Annotated in this window: 16 protein-coding genes; 7 read left to right on the top strand and 9 right to left on the bottom strand. The window is 45.5% G+C overall.

Annotated elements, in window-relative coordinates; genetic code table 11:
• Positions 1-51: 51 nt before the first annotated feature.
• The 7 genes from OH459_RS01400 to OH459_RS01370 all read right to left on the bottom strand — a co-directional run bounded on the left by OH459_RS01400 (position 52) and on the right by OH459_RS01370 (position 6,851).
• A complete protein-coding gene (locus OH459_RS01400; protein WP_005449929.1) occupies positions 52-633 on the bottom strand; it encodes a DJ-1/PfpI family protein in 582 nt (193 codons plus the stop codon).
• Positions 633-1,274, bottom strand: a complete 642-nt coding sequence (locus tag OH459_RS01395) for a bifunctional 4-hydroxy-2-oxoglutarate aldolase/2-dehydro-3-deoxy-phosphogluconate aldolase (RefSeq protein ID WP_005449927.1) — start codon at positions 1,272-1,274, stop codon at positions 633-635. Before OH459_RS01395 ends, OH459_RS01400 begins: the two co-directional genes overlap by 1 nt.
• Complete coding sequence (locus OH459_RS01390) at positions 1,267-2,214, bottom strand: sugar kinase (RefSeq protein WP_269984769.1); 948 nt, start codon at positions 2,212-2,214, stop codon at positions 1,267-1,269. The genes OH459_RS01395 and OH459_RS01390 overlap by 8 nt, the downstream gene beginning before the upstream one ends.
• Positions 2,215-2,311: 97 nt before the next feature.
• On the bottom strand, positions 2,312-3,064 hold the full coding sequence (gene kduD, locus OH459_RS01385; RefSeq protein ID WP_017448220.1) for a 2-dehydro-3-deoxy-D-gluconate 5-dehydrogenase KduD: 753 nt from the start codon (positions 3,062-3,064) through the stop codon (positions 2,312-2,314).
• 9 nt (positions 3,065-3,073) lie between these two features.
• A complete protein-coding gene (gene kduI / locus OH459_RS01380; RefSeq protein ID WP_005449922.1) occupies positions 3,074-3,907 on the bottom strand; it encodes a 5-dehydro-4-deoxy-D-glucuronate isomerase in 834 nt (277 codons plus the stop codon).
• 14 nt (positions 3,908-3,921) lie between these two features.
• Positions 3,922-5,679 (bottom strand): sodium:solute symporter family transporter, encoded by a 1,758-nt coding sequence (locus OH459_RS01375; protein WP_005449920.1) that lies wholly within the window; start codon positions 5,677-5,679, stop codon positions 3,922-3,924.
• Positions 5,680-5,690: 11 nt separating this feature from the next.
• Positions 5,691-6,851: a glycoside hydrolase family 88 protein gene (locus tag OH459_RS01370; protein ID WP_005449918.1), complete on the bottom strand. Its 1,161-nt coding sequence runs from the start codon at positions 6,849-6,851 to the stop codon at positions 5,691-5,693.
• 328 nt (positions 6,852-7,179) lie between these two features.
• Here OH459_RS01370 and OH459_RS01365 point away from each other — a divergent pair, with 328 nt between their 5' ends.
• From OH459_RS01365 to OH459_RS01345, 5 genes are all read left to right on the top strand, one after another.
• A complete protein-coding gene (locus tag OH459_RS01365) occupies positions 7,180-8,427 on the top strand; it encodes a carbohydrate porin (RefSeq protein WP_009696492.1) in 1,248 nt (415 codons plus the stop codon).
• 75 nt (positions 8,428-8,502) lie between these two features.
• Complete coding sequence (locus OH459_RS01360) at positions 8,503-9,654, top strand: anaerobic sulfatase maturase (RefSeq protein ID WP_269984759.1); 1,152 nt, start codon at positions 8,503-8,505, stop codon at positions 9,652-9,654.
• Positions 9,655-9,669: 15 nt separating this feature from the next.
• Positions 9,670-11,415, top strand: coding sequence for a DUF4955 domain-containing protein (locus OH459_RS01355; RefSeq protein WP_269984757.1), 1,746 nt, complete (start codon positions 9,670-9,672; stop codon positions 11,413-11,415).
• A 96-nt stretch (positions 11,416-11,511) separates the two neighbouring features.
• On the top strand, positions 11,512-13,383 hold the full coding sequence (locus OH459_RS01350; protein WP_017189824.1) for a DUF294 nucleotidyltransferase-like domain-containing protein: 1,872 nt from the start codon (positions 11,512-11,514) through the stop codon (positions 13,381-13,383).
• 3 nt (positions 13,384-13,386) lie between these two features.
• Positions 13,387-14,094 carry an exonuclease domain-containing protein gene (locus OH459_RS01345; protein WP_269984754.1) on the top strand — a complete coding sequence of 236 codons (708 nt, stop codon included), beginning with the start codon at positions 13,387-13,389 and terminating at the stop codon, positions 14,092-14,094.
• Between the two features lie 75 nt (positions 14,095-14,169).
• On the opposite strand, the gene OH459_RS01340 is transcribed toward OH459_RS01345, so the two are convergent.
• Positions 14,170-15,171 (bottom strand): arginine deiminase-related protein, encoded by a 1,002-nt coding sequence (locus OH459_RS01340; RefSeq protein WP_269984752.1) that lies wholly within the window; start codon positions 15,169-15,171, stop codon positions 14,170-14,172.
• 407 nt (positions 15,172-15,578) lie between these two features.
• On the opposite strand from OH459_RS01340, the gene OH459_RS01335 reads away from it, so the two are divergent.
• A complete protein-coding gene (locus tag OH459_RS01335; RefSeq protein ID WP_269984750.1) occupies positions 15,579-17,426 on the top strand; it encodes an ABC transporter ATP-binding protein in 1,848 nt (615 codons plus the stop codon).
• Between the two features lie 640 nt (positions 17,427-18,066).
• Positions 18,067-18,774, top strand: coding sequence for a DUF445 domain-containing protein (locus tag OH459_RS01330; protein ID WP_269984748.1), 708 nt, complete (start codon positions 18,067-18,069; stop codon positions 18,772-18,774).
• Positions 18,775-18,874: 100 nt separating this feature from the next.
• On the opposite strand, the gene OH459_RS01325 is transcribed toward OH459_RS01330, so the two are convergent.
• On the bottom strand, positions 18,875-19,351 hold the full coding sequence (locus tag OH459_RS01325; RefSeq protein WP_005449899.1) for an Lrp/AsnC family transcriptional regulator: 477 nt from the start codon (positions 19,349-19,351) through the stop codon (positions 18,875-18,877).
• Positions 19,352-19,392: the final 41 nt, after the last annotated feature.

Raw genomic sequence — 19,392 nt, 5'->3', positions numbered from 1 at the left:
TTAAGCTCTTAACCGTGGATGACTAGGGGCTATTCGAAAGGTCAACAGACACTAATGGTTTAGTGGCCAGTTTGAGAAATAAATATGATCCGCTTGCCAATCAACGTCTTTGTTGTCTTGGAACAGCTTCGCAGCAACCGTAAAGGCAAACTCAAAGCTCACCCCTAACCCTTTCGCACTGATGAAAGGAGCGTCGACAACCACAGGCTGATCAACATACACGCCATCAGAAAAGTTCTTCTCTAGACCACCACCCGTTGTGTAATGGTGCTGCCCTAGAAGCTTGTTTGCTGCCAATACTTTGGCACCGGATGAACACAGTGCGCAGATCCACTTATCTTCTGCGATATGTATTTTTAGAAACTCAATCACTTTGCTGCTGCACGTTAAATTGTCCGTGCCCATTGGACCACCCGGCATCATCACCGCATCGTACAGCTCTGCACTTTTTTCTGACAGCAAGTAGTCTGCAGAAATCAACGTTTTGAAATAGGAGCTCAGTGGTTTGCGATCGTGTATCGATAATACGTCCACTTCAATTTTGAGTCGGCGCATAATATCAATAAAGACCACCGCTTCTGCCTCTTCAAAACCATCCGCTAATAAAACGGCAACACGTTTAGTCTCCGCCATTACTGCTTCTCCTGTTGATTAACCACCTTCACGGCTTCTCTCGTTAAGCGCCCTATTTCTTCCCAGTCTTGGTTTTCAATTAATGATTGGGGCACCATCCATGTACCACCACATGCCACCGTATTCGGTAACGCTAAGTACTGATTGATATTGCCTTCGTTCACCCCGCCAGTTGGCATGAACTGCACATCTTTATAAGGACCAGAAAGGGCTTTGAGCATGGCGACACCACCTGCAGCCTCTGCAGGAAAAAACTTCATTAAACGAACGCCTTGCTGTCGTGCTTGCTCCAACTCGCTCGGAGTACAAACGCCTGGAATAAATGGAATGCCTTTGGCAGCACACGCTTGCAAAGTATCTGGGTTAAAGCCCGGCGCTACAATAAATGACGCCCCAGCTAGAGTCGCTTGCTCGACTTGCTCTGCATCCAAAACCGTACCAGCACCAATATACATATCAGGCTGAGCAACGCTCAGTAGTGCGATAGCCTCCGCCGCAGCTGGGGTTCTAAACGTGATTTCAATGACGTTCAAGCCATTGTCAGATAAGGCTTTGCCTAACGAGAGCACATCTTCAGCGCGCTCAATCGCGACTACAGGAATTACTTTATAAGACGCAAGTTTTGCACCTAAATTATTCATACAATTTGTCTCTTAATAGATCAGTTATTGGTGACGGTACAATGGCACCTTTATATTGAATGACTTTGCTAGCCAATAAGTTGCCAATTTGACATGACGTGCCGAGCTCTAAACCTTCGCTTATTCCCCAAATAAAGCCTGCATTGAACGAGTCACCAGCTGAGGTGGTATCAATCACTTTTTCCACCGAGCTAGCAAGATGATGGGTCACAGAATTGTTCCAGTTTGCTAAAGATCCGACACTGCAACCGTCCGCTCCTTGCTTGATAACGACGACCGCTTTGCTTTGCTGATTGAGTCGTTGAATGGTGGTCTCAAGGCTTTTATCGCCCCACAGAGCCTGTTCATCATCGCTGGTTAGCAATAAGTAATCGCTGATGTTGACGATGGCTTGATACCAATGTTGAGCATCGAGCCTGCTGCTCCATAAACTCGGACGATAATTGCTATCGAAAATAACTCGAGCCCCTCGGTGACGAGCATCAGTCAAAATCGAGATAAGTTTGGCTCGGTCCTCGTCATCTAAAATGGCAAGAGAGATGCCCGATAGATAAAGAAAATCAAAGGACATAAGCGCTTGTTCAATCTTTGAAAATTGCTCATGCTTGAGTAATTGAGACGCCGCCGATTGATGTCGCCAATAAGCGAAACTGCGCTCTCCAGCATCATCTAATTGGATCATGTAAAGCCCGGTTGGATGTGCTGGGTCAATCAACACATATTGAGTATCAATCCCTTCTACTTGCCATTTTTCTGCCATGTATTGAGAAATCGAATCTTCACCTAGCGCCGTAATATAGGCTGGCTTTAAATCAGGATTTAGGCGACTGAGATAAACCGCAGTATTTAATGTGTCACCACCATAGCTCTGAGTCATTTGCCCAAAAGGCTGCCCACTGAGCTCGATCATACATTCGCCGATCAAGGCTATTTTTTTCATCGAAAACACCGAAAGTAACGTAACAATTCCGAAAGAAGCTCGGGAATAAAATCAGAAAGAAAATGCCTGCGAGTGCAGGCATTTGGGGAGTACGAGATTAGCGAGCGAGCCAGCCACCATCGACAGCTAACGTATAACCGTTCACGTAATCAGACGCTGGTGATGCTAGGAAAATCACAGGACCCGCCAAGTCTTCAGGCAAACCCCAACGTTGTGCAGGGATACGCTCTAAGATGGCTTGATTTCGATCCGCATCGGCGCGCAATGCAGCGGTATTATTGGTCGCCATGTAGCCTGGGGCAATCGCATTCACATTAATGTTGTGTGCTGCCCACTCGTTCGCCATTAAGCGGGTAATCCCCATAACGCCACTTTTCGATGCTGTATAAGAAGGTACTCGAATACCGCCTTGGAAAGAGAGCATAGACGCTACGTTGATGATCTTCCCACCGGTGCCTTGTGCGATAAATTGTTTCGCAACCGCTTGAGACAAGAAGAACACCGACTTAACGTTAATGTCCATTACGTCGTCCCAATCTTGCTCAGAGAATTCCAACGCGTCATTGCGACGAATAATGCCCGCATTGTTAACCAAGATATCGACACGACCAAACTCTGTCACAGCACGATCCACAATCGAGCTAATGTCATCCGTTTTCATCAAGTTCGCTCGGATATCGATGAATCGGCGACCTGTTGTTTGGATTTTTTCGATGGTTTCTGTCGGCTCAACAATATTCACACCAACAATGTCACACCCCGCTTGGGCTAGCCCTAAAGCCATGCCTTGCCCTAAGCCTGTATCGCAACCTGTAACAATCGCGACTTTATCTGTCAGTTTAAATTCCATGTTTTGCTCCTAGCGAAGATCCGTGGTTTTAATGTGGTCCATGTCGTCGAACGTTTGGTTCTCACCAACCATTCCCCAAATAAAGCTGTAGTTTTTGGTCCCCACGCCAGAGTGGATAGACCAACTCGGTGAGATAATCGCTTGCTCGTTGTGAACCAAAATATGGCGAGTCTCTGTTGGTTCACCCATCATATGGAACACAGCTTGCTCCGGCTGGATATCACAATACAAGTACACTTCCATACGGCGTTCATGTGTGTGACAAGGCATGGTGTTCCATAGGCTGCCAGCTTCCAGTTTGGTTAGCCCCATCACTAGCTGACAGGTCTCAACCACATCTGGCACAATGTATTTATAAATGGTTCGTTCGTTACAGCTTTCACTATCTCCTAGCGTTACTGGCATCGCATCTGCTTGAGTGATTTTACGTGTAGGGTACGCAACATGAGCAGGTGCACTGTTGTAGTAAAATTTCGCAGGCTGACTTTCGCTTTCACTGCCAAATGACACCGATTTTGCACCTTTACCAATGTATAACGCTTGTTGGTTTTCTAGCTCGTAAACCTCACCATCAACGTCAACGTAGCCCAAGCCACCGATGTTGATGATGCCCATCTCACGGCGCTCTAGTAAGTAATCCACACCGAAATCTTTACCAATACCATCGAAAGAAACTTTCTCTTGCTGCGGCATCACACCACCAAACAGAATGCGGTCGATATGACTGTACGTCATGGTGTAGCTGTCAGCCTCGAAGATGCTCTCAACAAGGAACTCCTCTCGTAACTGTTGAGTGTCTAGCGTTTTTGCGTGTGCTTTATGAATGCCTTGACGTGTGTTCATATTTCTTTCACCTATCATTGTGTAACACTTGCGATTTTTTGTTTATTTCCAAGGCTTTGAGAGTAAATCAAGCCTCCGACGGTCATGATGAACAGACCACAGATTAAGAAGTAATAAGCATGCTCGTTCGGAACTAAGAAGAATGCAGTGATGACGCCACCAAAGATCAGCGTTAAGCGACCCAAAATTCGACACTGCATCACATCAGACTCTTCCATGCCTGCTGGCGAGACAATTGGTGTCTTTTGATTCGTAAAGAACTGTTCGATCGCACTCTTTCTTTCCCCTTCAGGCGCTTTGTAGAACAAGCCTGTGCAAAGGAAGAAGCCAACCGTGATAATGGCGTGCATAAACTGGGTAATAACCACACCCAAGTCCCCAAGCTCACGTCCTGTTAGCGCTACGCCAATCGTTTCTGATACCCATTGAGCGTTAAAGACATTGTTACTGATTAAGCTAACCACGAAACCGAAACAAACGGTCGCCCAACCTGCCCAATCAGGAACACGTTTGATGAACATGCCAAGAGTTTGAGGGATCATCATCGGAATATTCACAAGACCCGCAAAGATGATCATCATGGAGAACAAACTGATGCCACGTAATTCGTTAAGGAACAGCGCGAAGCCAATGACAATCAACCCCATCACACCAGTCGAAATCTTACTTGCGCGCAACTCTTGCTCTTCCGTCGCATCTTTATTCAACATTGGCTTGTAGATAGATTTCACAAACGATGCAGCAACAAAGTTAATGCGTGAATCCAGTGTCGACATTGTTGCGGCGAACATTGCCGAAACCACTAACCCCACCATACCCGCAGGAAGAAGAACCTGAACTGCTGATAGATAAGCCGCTTGATTCGCTTTTGCACCGAGTTGTGGGTACATCCCCGCAAGATCAAGACCTGCACTTGCAGACCACATTGGAGGGATAAACCACATCACGCTACCAAATGCGAACAACAGTGCGGTAAGGTAAGCCGCTTTTCGAGCTTGAGCCGAGTCCTTCACGCACAAGAAGCGAACTGACTGACCAATGTTGTTCATGTCGATAACACGTTGAATAAAGATAGCGCCAATCCACAGTAGGAAGATTTCTTGGTAGTGGATGCCATTACCCGTCCAAAGCGCAGCCCCCTGCCAGTGATCAGTAATATCGGTAACGCTGTCTACGTTGTTCATCACCGCAATAAAGGTCACAACACTGATGGCAACAATCAATAGCGCCTGTAAGAAGTCACTTGAAACAACAGCCCAAGCCCCACCTGTAATGGTCATGAAAACAACGGCTGCACCTGTGATCACAATAGCCAATTGAATGTTGATACCAATCACCGCAGAGATAAAAATTGAAACTGCATACAGCGTAATTGCCCCCCCCATCAAACCGGTGATCATGTAGATAAACGTGTAGAAACGCTCTGTCTTCGCACCGTAACGCTGACGAATCGCTTCCATCGGTGTAATTACATTAAGCTGTCGAAAACGAGGGGCGAAAATACGCGCACAGATCAGATAGCCGATAATGTTAAAAACAAAAATCCAAACGACTGCAAAACCATCAATGTAAGCTTTACCTGCCGCGCCAGTGAAGGTCCAAGCACTGAACGTAGTCATAAAGGCACTAGAGCCCGCCATCCACCAGACCATCTTGCCGCCTCCACGGAAATAATCGCTGGTATTGGCAACTTGCTTACGGAAAATAAACCCAAGCAAGACCATGAAAATAAAATAAAAAACAATCGCGCTAATATCGTATCCAGAAATCATTATCAGTTTCCTTACCAGAAGTAGCGTTGATGACCGCAGATACGCATCAATGCTTCGAGATAGTAGTAATCACCGTACGGCAGCATGTTGTTTGCCATGTCTTTTGCGACAAACGATGCGCCTTGAGAAAGTAAGCCATGAGCAGAAGGGTCTGCCGTTAGATCGCATTGTTCGATCAATCCTTGAACTAAATGCATGCCCCATTGCTCGAAGAAATCACGCTCTTGCTCGTCCTCACAAAGACTCGCAATCAACAAGAAGCCTGCTGCTGTAATAGCCCCCGCCGAACTGTCTTTGTATGGGTGCTCAGACTCTGGTAAACGGTAATCCCATACAGGAACCGCATCATCTTGCAGGTAAGGCGTGACAAACAGCGCTAGCTTTTTCGCAAGCGCCAAAAACTCAGGATTCTTGGTATAAAGGTAGGTTTGAGCAAAACCATGAATAGCCCACGACTGACCTCGAGCCCAGCAAGAGTCATCTGCATATCCTTGAAAGGTTTCACCTTTGATTGGCGTTTGAGTCAGAGGATCAAAGTTAAAGGTATGAAAAGTAGAGAAATCATCACGAACAATATGCTTAGCCATTGTTTTTGAGTGATTAATTGCTGCATCTTTTAATACATCACTATTGGTTTGATTTGCTGCCCAAAAAAGCAGCGCCGTATTTTGTAGCGAGTCGATAATTGTTTTTCCCTGAGTTTTTTCAGGACCAAGAATGTGAGTTTCATTCCATGCAACAATATATTGACCAAGTCGACGGTAGCGTTGATATAAACTATGAGCAGCTTCTATACCCATTGATTTATATTCTTCATCTTCGGTTAACATATAACCAGCAACGCAACTTAATGAATATTGAAAACCTAAATCATGATCATGCCAATTTGGGTTGATAAGTAATTCTTTAAAATAAGGTTTACGCATATTTGCGCTATTTTTGAACGTCTCATCACCTGTCAGCTGGTAGCAAAGCCACAACTGACCAGTCCAAAATGAAGAAACCCAATCTGAAGGACCACAGTATCGCCATGTACCATCTTCATTGCCGATCTTAGGGTTATTAATGCCAATACGAGGGATATTATTTTTAATTGAAGAAACAGCCTTTGTTAATTGCTCTTCAAAATTAGTGCTTTTATACCTTTTTGAGGGATATGCATGTTCTATCATTGCGACTCGTTCCAGGTTGATTATTTTATTTCACGTATTTTTTATCTGGAGCCAGTTTATGAAGATATGAGAGCTTCATTCAATGTGTAAAAACATGCAAAAATGAAAAAAAAGAAACTACTTCGGTAATTTTCCTTATTTAGGTAACAATTTGTGAATAATGTCACAGAGCCAATAATTGAGGGCGATCACGCTTATAATATATGAATCAATAGAGTTTCATTTTTTGCATCCCTCAGCAATTTTCTTCATTCAAATAAAAAAAATAATCACTTAATTTCTGTTGTGACTTTCGTCTTTGAAAAATAAATAGAACAAGGAAATTAATGTGAACCACTCTACGATCAAAACCTCTCTTCTCATGACATCAATTGCCTTATGCAGCCAAGGTGTTGCTGCGCAAGATATCGATTTTTCTGGATATTTTCGTGCAGGTGCAGGTTCTAGCTCAAGCAATGGTGCGATGGTGTCTTACAACAAACAGAAACTTGGTCGCCTCGGCAACGAAGATGACATTTATCTGGGCTTAGGCTTGGGGACCCAGCTTGCGAAAACCGATCAATACGATGTCTATTTCCAATCTCGTTTTGTTTACCAGTCAGATGGTTCAAACGATTGGGAAGCCATGGATGACAGCGATACTGACTTCATGTTCAAAGAAGTAAACGTAGCGGTGAAAGGACTGATACCTTCTCTACCAGAATCTACTGTATGGGCAGGTAAGCGCTACAACCAACGTCACGATAACCACATCATTGATACCTACTACTGGAATGTGTCTGGTACTGGTGGCGGTATTGATTACATTCCTGTTGGTGACGGTCTGTTGTCTGTCTCTGCCATCCGCTCAGATCGTAAAAGCCAAAACTTTGATGATCCAGGCACGAAGAACAACAAGCTCAACGTCAACATTTTCGACATTCGCTATAAAGGCATCAAACTATGGGAAAACGCTGAGCTGGAAGTCGGTCTTGACTACGGTATGCCAAATGAGTCGGATGAATTTACGTTGCAAACCGAAGATGGTGTGATGGCTACTGGCTTGGTTACCTACGGCGGTAAATGGGGTAAGAACAATACGGTTTTCCAATACGGTACCAACGGCTTCTCCAAAGCGCTGTTTAACGACCATGCAGGTAAAAATTACTTCGCAGAAGTGCAAAAAGATGCGTCCGCTTACCGAGTAATGAACTATGGCTTGTTGAAACTGACCGACGACGTTGTACTTGCTCACTCTCTGTTCTGGACCTCTTCAATTGACGATATCGAGATCAACCAGACCACAACACAAACGACTTTTTCAGCGGTTATTCGCCCTGAATACAGCTGGGACGACAACAATAAAACCGTACTCGAATTAGGTTACTTCGATGCGACGACTGCCGATGACACACCTCAATCAGCTAGCAAGGTAACACTTGCTCAAACTTGGTCGCCATCTAAGAGCTTCTGGGCTCGCCCTGAACTGCGCGTATTCGCGACTTACTTCCAAGACTATGAAGACGATCATGCATTCGGTGATAACAACGACACCGAATTCCAAGTCGGTATTCAAGTTGAAGGCTGGTTCAAATAAGACAAAGCCTGCTCCTTCGGGAGCAGGTCTTTTTCTGTGAAACAACAATAAGTCTAGAAATAAAGGAAACGCGGAATGCAGTCATCTTACCCTTTTCACATCATGGCAAAACCGACCGGATCTACCTGCAATATTCAGTGTGATTATTGCTATTTTCTCGGTCGTGAAGAAACGCTGAAAGAAGTGACTGCGAACCCAATGCCGCTCGAAACCTTAGAGCTTTACATTAAGCAATACATTGAAGCTCAACCCACCGATCAAGTGGTTTTCAGTTGGCAAGGTGGTGAACCAACACTGCTCGGTCTCGACTACTTTGAAACCATCATCAAGCTGCAAAAAACACACAATCCACTTGGTAAAACCATTCATAACGATTTGCAAACCAATGGAATGTTGCTCAACAAGCCGTGGTGTAAGTTTCTTAAAACTCATCGTTTCTTCGTCGGGTTAAGCATCGACGGAACCCAAGAGGTTCATGATCATTATCGCCACACACGCTCAGGTAGAGGCACACATAAAAAGGTGCTCAATGCGGCGGCTTTGCTTCATAAATACCACATCCCTTTTGCGACCCTCACTTGTGTGACTCACCAAAGCACACACTCTGCACTAGAGATTTATCGCTTCCTGCGTGATGAAGTGAAAACCAAACAAATGCAATTTATCCCGATCGTGGATAAAGCCGAGCTAGAAATGCGCTCTTCATGCCTAGTCACTACTCAAGAACCTTATTCTGTTTCCCCACAAGGTTGGGGTGAATTCATGACAACCGTCTTTGATGAATGGCTGAAAAACGATATTGGTCAGGTTTACATTCCAACCGTTGAGGACTGCCTCGCCGTTCTACTGAATCATCCCTCTTCATCCTGTGTGACAAGCCAATATTGTGGTCGTGCTCTTGCGATAATGCAGGAAGGCTCCGTCTACAGTTGCGATCACTACATCGAAGATAGCCACCGCTTAGGTAATGTCAAAAATACACACTTGGCGCAAATGGCATGCGACCCAAAACAACAATCTTTTGGTCTCGATAAGACCCACTCACTTTCTCAACAATGCCAGCAATGCCCATACCTTAAGTTCTGTTTTGGCGGTTGCCCTAAAGACAGGGTGCGTTCAAACAAAGAATCTTCTCCGCAAAATTACCTCTGCTCAGGATTGCGCGCTTTCTACCAGCACGCCATTCCAGCATTAAAACAACGCATAAAAAACGTGTACCCCCAATAACAAGGAAATGATTCCATGAGATACAAAATAGGAACTCTCTCTGTCGCTTTGCTGCTTGTCGCTTGTAATAGCGAATCGAGTGTCGAAAACACCAGCCAATACTGGACGGATTTTGTTGCCAGCCGAGATTCAGCATCAGGTCTGTTGGATACCTCAACAACACTACCCGAAGAGCGCATTCTTCAAGACTACTCCTTTGCTGGTTATAAATTCAGCGATACGCCATTACCGGCACCCGCCCCAACAGAAACGGATGCTCTATACCATGTGTTTAATGTCCAAGATTTTGGGGCAATACCGAATGATTCAATCAGCGATAAAGCTGCGATAAAAGCCACTATTGAAGCGATGAAACAAAGCCGTACGACGAATCCCTCTGAGTCAAAAATCGCTGTGCTTTATTTTCCTGAAGGCACTTACATCATCAATAATGCCGCAGATGATGCCCTCATCGATCCAGATAACGTGGATGATATTAAGAACAAGCAGCCGATTTTCGTCGATCTGGATAATGTTGTGGTGAAAGGCGATGGCGTTGGTAAAACCGTGCTCAAAATGGACACCTATTTGCAGCCAGAAAATCCATCCAAAAAATGGACGACGCCACACATGTTTCAACTCGGAGCAAGAAGCGACACCGAAACCACAGCCGCGCCTATTGAGCTTTCACAAACGCTTGAAGGCGGCTCAAGCTTTTCTGTTCAAGTAGACAGTAGTGAAGGTTTTTCTGTAGGCGACAGTGTTCAAATTTCTGCTTTGATTCAACGCGAGCCAGCAATCAACGACGCAATCTCACCGTACCTAATCGAGTACAAAGCCTCAGCACCAGGCACGCCAGTTTGGGCAAATCTGGTTAAAGGGCTCGATAAACGCGAGAAACATACCATTGCAGCTATTGATGGCAATGTTCTGACATTCTCTACCCCAGTTGCACATACGCTCGAGCAAGCCGACACCTGGCAAGTGAAAAAAGTCACCTCTTATGAAAACGTCGGGATTGAGAACATGACGATTTCTGGCAACTGGCACGAAGAATTTGTCCATCATGAAAGTGCCTTGCACGACAGTGGTTATAGCTTGTTAGCACTTAATCGAGTTCATGACAGTTGGGTAAGAAACATTGAACTACGCGATTTCAACCAAGGAGGCGTGCTATGGAATACCTACAATGTGACGGTTGATGACGTCACGCTGTCCGGAACGCCGGGACACCTTGCTTTCACTATCATGTACGGCAACTACAACTTAATTGAAAACATTACCGACAACTCTCACGCTTGGCATGCGCCTGGCGTATCGAAATACTCGATTGCCAATGTGTACAAAAACAGCCAATACGCCGCTGACTCCTCTATTGATTTGCACGGTGAGCAGTCCATGCACAACCTATTCGATAACATGAAGGGCGGATGGATTTATGGTCGCTGGGGCGCGAGTTCTGGCAACCAACCAAACCATCTAAAAGGGCTCACTTTCTGGAATCCAGTCAACACTGGCGTAAGCGCAAATGAATTTATGTTTATGAAGGATGATGGCATTTACGGTCGTGTGATTATGCCTTACATCATCGGGATGACGGGCTCAGAATTCTCTGTCGCACCACAAGCCAAGTACATCAATACCATGATCGAAAACGGCACTGCGAACTACTCCGAAGTACCCGATGAAAGCCTTAAGCAAGCACATTTGGAGTCTATCGGTACGGCGGTTGAACCAGCATCACTGTTCGATGCACAGTTGAATTTACGCCATGCTAAGTAACCGATGAATTCGAGGTAAAGCCGAAAGGCGATGTCACTTAATAATATCGACAGGAGGCTCAAGTCGAGCCTCCTATAACAACCAGAAGCTGTCCTTATGAAAACCTCCGCAACACTCAATATCCTGCACTTCTTAGAGAAGCTCGACCCTTTTGATAAGCTCCCCACAGAGATCGTTGAGCAGCTCGCCGAACTCGTAGTGGTGCGTTACCTCGCGAAGGGAGAAACTATAGACGAAGAAACTCTAAGTCAGTCGGCGCACTTGTACTTCATTCGCTCAGGTGCAATTGAGCAAAAAGACTCGACAGGAGGTTTATTGGCTCGATTGGGAGAAAATGACCAGTTTGGGTTTACCTTCTTTCAAGATTCTTCCCTTCAATCACAACGTTATCAGGTCTACGCACTAGACAGCACCTTGCTTTACTCCATCCCCTACGAAGCTGTGCGTAAGGTGATGAGCAGCGCAAGCGCAACGACAGATTGCTTTGATCCACAAGCACCAAAACGTCTAAACAGTGCTGTCAATCACTCGCAACACAAGGAAAACAAAAGTTTATTCTTCAGAACTGTAAAAGACATCGCGAGTGAAAACATTACGTCTGTGGACTATCTCACCCCAATCCAAGACGTAGCAGAACGAATGTGTTCTCGTCCTAAAAGCTCTTGTGCCGTCGTAGAAAAAAGCGGTGAATTGGTGGGAGTCATTACCGATCGAGACATGACTATGAAAGTGGTGGCGAAAGGGCTCCAACTCACGACGCCAGTTCACCAAATCATGACCTCTCCTGTAACCGTGATCGATGAAGACGAGCGGATCATTGAAGCCATTTCACTCATGCTAGAGCACAATATCCGGAGCCTGCCTGTCATATCAAAAGGGCAAGTCTGCGGACTGCTTACGACCACCCACTTAGTACACAACCACCGTACCCAATCGTTGTTTTTGATTGAGAAGATTCGCTACGCTGATTCTATCGAAGCTCTTGCCAAGCTGCGCGACGAGAAAGAATCGATTTTTCAGGCGCTGGTTGAAAACGGCACCTCCTCAAACCTACAAGGCAAAATCATGTCGATGATCATGGATGCGTTTACTCGCAGAATCATTGAACTAACGGAAAAGGTACTTGGTCCTGCGCCTTGTAAGTATGCTTGGATGGTGGCAGGTTCTCATGCGCGTAATGAAGTGCATCTCTTATCTGACCAAGACAATGCCATCGTCGTTGAAGATGACAAATTCCAAGAGCACCAACTGTACTTTGCCCACCTTGCGATGCGAGTTTGCAACGCTCTAGCGGCTTGTGGCTACCCACTTTGCGATGGTAAATATATGGCGGCATCTCCTCGGTGGTGTCAGCCTTTGCAACGTTGGAAGCACTATTACAATAAATGGGTTTCTAGCCCGGAGTACAATCAATTATTGAATATCAGTGTGTTCCTAGAGACCCGCGCCATCTATGGCTCTTATGAGTTAGTCGAGGAGTTACAAGATCACCTCAACGATTGTATTCAACACAATTCGAGCTTCTTGCCATGCTTGACGCGAGATGCCATTAACATTTCACCACCACTGAGCATCTTTAATAACTTGGTGGTAGAGAAAGGTGGGGAGCACAGCAATACCTTAAACATCAAAAAGTACGCCTTGAATCTCATCGTAGATTTAGCGCGAATTTTCAGCCTCTCGGTAGGATGCAAGCTTGCTGGCACAGAGGAGCGATTTCGTTATGCTATGACTCATAAAGCCATTTCTGAAGATGCCTGCGAGAGCATTATTGAAGCGCTGCGATTCATCAGCCAAGTTCGCTTCCGCCATCAATTGCATGCTATACAAAACGGGCATATACCCGATAACCACATCGCACCCGATCAATTCAGCAGTTTTGAAAGAAAGCACCTCAAAGAAGCGTTTAAAATCATCGGTAATTTGCAAGACGTCGCAAAGCTTAGGTTTGTAAAAGGGAACCAATAAGCCATGTTGACGAGTCTAAAACACAAGTTCCACTTGGAGAACATCGAGACACTTCGACAACATATCGAAGAGCAAGGTGAATGGATTGGCGGTTGGGGAACCTATCTCAGCACTCCATTACCCTCTGTCACGTCACCACTTCAACAGCTTAAATATGTCGCTATTGACTTCGAGACAAGTGGACTCGATTTTAAACACGACCAGATTTTGTCTATTGGTTTAGTGCCATTCAGTTTTCAACAGATCGAACTGTCGACCGTTGATGAGCTTTTTATTTCACACGGGCAATACATCACCGCTAAAAGTGCCAGCGTGAACCAATTAACCCCCAAGCACCTCAGCCAAGGGCTCACTATCGATGCAGCGATGAATAAACTCTTTGAAGCCTTGGCAGGAAAAGTGGTGTTAGCTCATGGAGCATTCATTGAGAAAGGCTTCCTGTCGCGCTACCTCAGCAAAAAGTTTGGCATCGTTAAACTTCCCTTTTGCTTTATCGATACGATGGAGCTCGAACGACGATTCTTATCATCAAACCTTGCTCATAGCCCTGCCAGCTTTCAGCTTGATGACCTCAGGGAGAACCTTGGATTCCCTGCTTACTACAACCACAGCGCAGCAAGTGATGCGTTAGCATGTGCAGAGCTTTTTATTGCCAGAGTGCATAAAACGACTTCACTCGCCAATGCCGCTCTACACAAGGTAATGTCGTAAATCCGCTGGAGCCCATCAATAAAAAAGCACCACATCTTTCAACATGGTGCTTTTTGGGGGAAATTCAGGGTTGGTTTACAACACGGCTTTGCGGCTTGGTAGGAACACTTCGCCTAACATACAGCGTACAGAGCCACCACCGATCGATTCGATGGTAGAAACGTCAAATGGTAGCAATTTACCGTGTGTCGCTAGTTGATTTCTTTGTGCTGGAGAGAACGCATCGTAAGCCGATTGAGACATAGCAATGACCTTATCGCCGCGTACCGTTTCCAGTTGAAGGATGTTGCCGCAAAACTGGTTCATCTGTTCAAGAGAAATCGAGATCACCTGCTTGTCTTTCGCCAATGATTTAAGCACAAAGCGGCGCTCAAACTCAGGGATCACTTCATCACAAATCACGCAAAACTGCTCACCCACAGCCATCATCACGTTAGTGTGGTAAATCGGAGCACCAGAAGGCAAACGGGTTTGGAAAGAAATCACGCGATCATAACCAATGCGCTTGGCGTAATCTTCTAAAACCAGACGATCGCAACGTTGTGAGAGCGCGGCATAAACGGTTTTGTTGAAGTGATCGAGCACCATCACGCCCGTGCTTTCTAGGTAGGCTTCTTCATCCAGATATTCAATCAGTGAGTCTTGTTGATGCACTTCACGACCTGCGTGCGCTAATGCAGCGACCAACGCATCCGGACGAACTTCATGCTGACGGTTTTCACATGCCATCGGGAAGGTATACAAAGTGCCCTCTGGAGTGGTGCTAAACCAGTTATTAGGGAAAACCGCATCTGGCGTGGCTGTGTCGGATTGAGGGTAATCAAACTCAACGACTTGCACGCCTTCTTTACGCAAGGTTTCAACCATCGCGGAAAATTCAGCCATGGTGTTACGTGAGACTTCTTCTTGAGTTAGCGAAACTTGGTGTTGAAACTCGTTGTCTTGCGCAGTTTCTTCGTTAAAACGAAACTCTTTAGGTGGCACCATCACAACGCAATTTGCGGTATGACGCAGAGCACTTTGCGTGCTTTCTTCTTTTCCATGTGCATTCTGAGGCACTGATTCGTGTAATAGCATCCAATACATTCCTTTTCACTAGAATGATGAGATTGTAAATTTATTGTTAACCGCGGTTTTGCTGTTTTTAATAATAAATCCATCAACCAAAAGTAAATATTTTGGTATGAGACCGGATTAACCCGACTTTTTATTGTCACTTTGTCGATTTACTGTTTTGTGACGCGTGAATGGTCATCTCAAGAATAATGCACTAGCGAATTCTTTATAACCAACTAGTTACATTTAAAAGGCAATCGGTTAGACTATTTTTTCGCCTCTCACACATACGCAAATACGTCTGCTTTTCTGGCTAGCAGACCACAATATGTCTTATCTCCACGTTCAGGATTTCTGCCTCGTCCAAGGCAAGAAGAATTGACGGATTCACCCTCTGACGTGGCAATGCTTTAACTTTAGGATGAGTTATGTTTAAACGATTTGAAGGCTTTACCGAGCCGTTCCCCAAATCACAGCCTGACCAACCCCCAACTGGGATTTACGCCTTCTTGCGCCATTACACGCGCGGCTTTGAGAAACCGCTGATCATCATGTCGATCATGTCGATCATGTCGACGATTGTGGCGATCGTAGAAGTATCTCTGTTTGGTGCCATGGGTCAGTTGGTTGATTGGCTATCCACCAGCAATCCAGAAACCTTTTTACAAGACAACAAAGCAGACCTTATTTTCTACGGCTCTTTATTGCTGATTGTCATGCCGATTTTGGTCGTGGTTTACTCACTGCTGATTCACCAAACCCTGCTGGGTAACTACCCAATGTCGGTACGTTGGCTTGCGCACCGTTACTTGCTAAATCAAAGCCTGAACTTCTATCAGGATGATTTTGCAGGTCGCGTTGCCACTAAGGTGATGCAAACCTCTCTGGCGGTGCGAGAAACCGTCATGAAGACGATGGATGTGTTCGTCTACGTCTTAGTTTACTTCACCAGCATCATCGTGATGTTAGCCGCCGCTGACTGGCGCTTGATGATCCCAATGTTGGTGTGGCTAATGGCGTACATCGCGATTCAGGTCCACTTTGTTCCGAAACTAAAGGCCGTGGCGACTGAGCAAGCCGATGCACGCTCCACCATGACAGGGCGCATTGTCGACAGCTATACCAACATTCAAACCGTGAAGCTGTTCTCGCACAGTAAACGAGAGACCGAGTACGCCGAAGAGGGCATGAAAGGCTTCTTGAATACTGTGTATCGCCAAATGCGCTTGGTGACTGGCTTCGACGTAGCGGTAGAGATCTCCAACTATCTATTGGTGTTCTCGGTGGCTGCGCTATCGATTTATTTGTGGTTGGATAGCGCGATAAGCGTTGGTGCTATTGCAATTGCTATCAGCTTAGCCCTGCGTATCAATGGTATGTCGATGTGGATCATGTGGGAAGTCGGTGCCCTATTCGAAAACTTGGGTACTGTCGTAGATGGAATGAAGACGCTATCTAAACCTATCGACATCAAAGACAAAGCCGATGCGAAAGATCTGCAAGTTTCTCAAGGCGGCATTCACTTCGATAACGTGAGCTTCCATTATGGTGAGAAAAAGGGCGTGATAAACAACCTCGACCTTAATATCAAACCGGGTGAGAAAGTGGGCTTAGTTGGACGATCTGGCGCAGGTAAATCCACCTTAGTGAACTTGCTATTGCGCTTCCACGATGTAGAGGAAGGTTGCATCAAGATTGATGGGCAGGAAATCTCTAGCGTCACGCAAGACTCGCTACGCTCGAATATTGGTATGGTGACGCAAGATACGTCTTTGCTACACCGCTCAATCCGCGACAATATCTTGTATGGCAACCCAGATGCGACTGAAGAAGACCTGATTAAAGCGACTAAGCAAGCGCACGCACACGAGTTTATCGAAACCCTAACCGACCCGTTCGGCAACGTGGGTTACGACGCACAAGTGGGTGAGCGCGGTGTGAAACTGTCTGGTGGTCAACGCCAGCGTATTGCGATTTCACGTGTACTGCTAAAAGACGCACCTTTGCTGGTACTGGATGAAGCGACTTCAGCACTGGATTCAGAAGTTGAAGCCGCCATTCAAGAAAGCTTGAACGAGCTGATGCAAGGCAAAACCGTTATCGCCATCGCGCACCGTTTGTCGACCATTGCGCAAATGGATCGCTTGATTGTGCTTGATAAAGGCAACATCGTCGAACAAGGCACACACAAAGAGCTTATTGCCAACAACGGCATTTACGCTCAGCTTTGGGCGCACCAAACAGGTGGCTTCCTTGGGGAAGAGCTCGAGGGTTAACGTTCTTAAATTGCAGTAAATCACCAAACTAAAACGGCGCAATAAGCGCCGTTTTTTCATTCGATTTTGCTATGTCGAGCCGCTTTCCCAAGAAGACACCCCACACAAATAGTGATGGCGATCACTTACTTTCTCAGATATAAAACAATTTTGTGGATGAAAGTCACACTTTTTCTGGTAGTATGGCGTCCCGTTGCGTAATCGTTAGTAGTGGACACAACGCAGAGTAGCAAGCTGGATTCATTTGTAATTTCACTTTTTGAGAAACAGCTATACTCAATTGATGGCTTAGTTATTAATCTAATAATAAGGTAATTAGCTTATGTGTAAATGTGGTTCAATGCAGATCGTACAAGTAAAACCAAGTTGGGCAGACAAATTATTCGGCTACTCAGAGCGCTGGAAATGCCAACTTTGTTGTAAGGTCTTCCGCTTCTAAAAACACAATAAAAGTACACTTAGAATTTCTAAGAAAAAGCAGTGACCCGGCAGTGAATGTCGGGTTTTGTTTTTTTAGCGCTAACCTATTTCATCCCGCCTAAAAGCAGACCCAATCAAGCTCAACCTAGCATCTCTCTACCAGTTAGGTATAGAATCATGCCCACTTATTACTTCATCAATTCATACATAATCGGTCACTATGAACAAAAGTTTGCTGACTAATATCCTCGCGATCGCCATGATGGGCGCGGGATACCACATTCAAAATGATTACCTTTGGTACGCGGGTCTGTTCGCTTTTTCTGGCGCGATCACCAACTGGCTAGCGATTCACATGCTGTTTGAAAAAGTACCCGGCTTATATGGCTCTGGCGTCATTCCAGCGCGCTTCGAAGAGTTCAAGCTGGCAATCAAAAACCTGATGATGGAGCAATTTTTTACCGAAGCGAACATCGATCGTTTCCTAAACAAGGAAATGGCTGGCGGCGTAAACATCAACCTAGAACCAGTGATCGAGAAAGTCGACTTAAACCCAGCCTTTGATTCTCTAGTGGAAGTCATTGAAGGTTCTCAATTTGGCGGCATGCTCGCAATGTTTGGTGGCGCAGAAGCGCTACAACCAATGCGTCAGTCATTTGTTGAGAAGATGCAAGAGTCCATCATCGAACTGAGCAAGAGCGACAGCATCAAAGAAGCACTCAAAGAGCAGTTAGAGTCACCAGCAATGATGGATGAAATCAAACAGAATATTGAAAGCATCATCGATCAGCGCCTAAGTGAATTGACGCCAGCGCTGGTAAAAGAGATCGTACAGAAGATGATTAAAGAACACCTTGGCTGGCTCGTCGTTTGGGGCGGGGTATTTGGTGGTCTGATCGGCGTACTGACAACCTTCGTCAGTGCCTAAGAGCCATCTAATCACTAATGCTGATTAACTCGCATTAAGAACTCAAAAGGAGCCCCATTGGCTCCTTTTTTGTACCTGTGTTTCGCACACTTTGTGCAATTTAACCAAGCAGCTCGGGATTCACCCCAAAGCCCGTCTTGTGTTCTTCAATGACCACTTCACTACGAGTTTGTATCACACCAGGCAACGTCCCAAGCTTACTCGACATAAACTCTTGGTAAGCCTTCATGTTCTTCACTCGCACTTTGATCATGGTATCGAAGTCACCTGACAGCGAATAGCACTCTTCTATTTCAGGCATTAACTCTACCGCTTTAGCAAACTTCTCAAAAATCGAAAAGCTGGTTTGATCTAAGCGAATATGGATGAAGACCTGCACATCCAACCCAAGCTTCTCCGCATTGAGCTCGGCATGATAACCATTTATGTAGCCTTCTTTCTCTAACCGTTTGACGCGCTCAGAGCATGGTGATGTGGTTAAGTTAACCTGCTTTGCCAGTTCTACGACCGGAATTCGCCCACGAGAATGCAGCACTCTCAAAATTTGCAAATCAATTCTGTCTAATTGATAACTCATTAACCACATCCTTGTAACAACTCAGGAATCATCAGAGTAAT

Source organism: Vibrio sp. MM46 (assembly GCF_027587135.1).
GTDB classification, from domain to species: domain Bacteria; phylum Pseudomonadota; class Gammaproteobacteria; order Enterobacterales; family Vibrionaceae; genus Vibrio; species Vibrio harveyi.
Note: the sequence above shows the minus strand (reverse complement) of the source record. Positions and strands in the feature narration are given on the sequence as shown.

Coding starts and splice junctions, on each gene's coding strand:
- OH459_RS01400 (WP_005449929.1), bottom strand. CDS start 633: ATGGCGGAGACTAAACGTGTTGCCGTTTTATTAGCGGATGGTTTTGAA.
- OH459_RS01395 (WP_005449927.1), bottom strand. CDS start 1,274: ATGAATAATTTAGGTGCAAAACTTGCGTCTTATAAAGTAATTCCTGTA.
- OH459_RS01390 (WP_269984769.1), bottom strand. CDS start 2,214: ATGAAAAAAATAGCCTTGATCGGCGAATGTATGATCGAGCTCAGTGGG.
- kduD (WP_017448220.1), bottom strand. CDS start 3,064: ATGGAATTTAAACTGACAGATAAAGTCGCGATTGTTACAGGTTGCGAT.
- kduI (WP_005449922.1), bottom strand. CDS start 3,907: ATGAACACACGTCAAGGCATTCATAAAGCACACGCAAAAACGCTAGAC.
- OH459_RS01375 (WP_005449920.1), bottom strand. CDS start 5,679: ATGATTTCTGGATACGATATTAGCGCGATTGTTTTTTATTTTATTTTC.
- OH459_RS01370 (WP_005449918.1), bottom strand. CDS start 6,851: ATGATAGAACATGCATATCCCTCAAAAAGGTATAAAAGCACTAATTTT.
- OH459_RS01360 (WP_269984759.1), top strand. CDS start 8,503: ATGCAGTCATCTTACCCTTTTCACATCATGGCAAAACCGACCGGATCT.
- OH459_RS01355 (WP_269984757.1), top strand. CDS start 9,670: ATGAGATACAAAATAGGAACTCTCTCTGTCGCTTTGCTGCTTGTCGCT.
- OH459_RS01350 (WP_017189824.1), top strand. CDS start 11,512: ATGAAAACCTCCGCAACACTCAATATCCTGCACTTCTTAGAGAAGCTC.
- OH459_RS01345 (WP_269984754.1), top strand. CDS start 13,387: ATGTTGACGAGTCTAAAACACAAGTTCCACTTGGAGAACATCGAGACA.
- OH459_RS01340 (WP_269984752.1), bottom strand. CDS start 15,171: ATGCTATTACACGAATCAGTGCCTCAGAATGCACATGGAAAAGAAGAA.
- OH459_RS01335 (WP_269984750.1), top strand. CDS start 15,579: ATGTTTAAACGATTTGAAGGCTTTACCGAGCCGTTCCCCAAATCACAG.
- OH459_RS01330 (WP_269984748.1), top strand. CDS start 18,067: ATGAACAAAAGTTTGCTGACTAATATCCTCGCGATCGCCATGATGGGC.
- OH459_RS01325 (WP_005449899.1), bottom strand. CDS start 19,351: ATGAGTTATCAATTAGACAGAATTGATTTGCAAATTTTGAGAGTGCTG.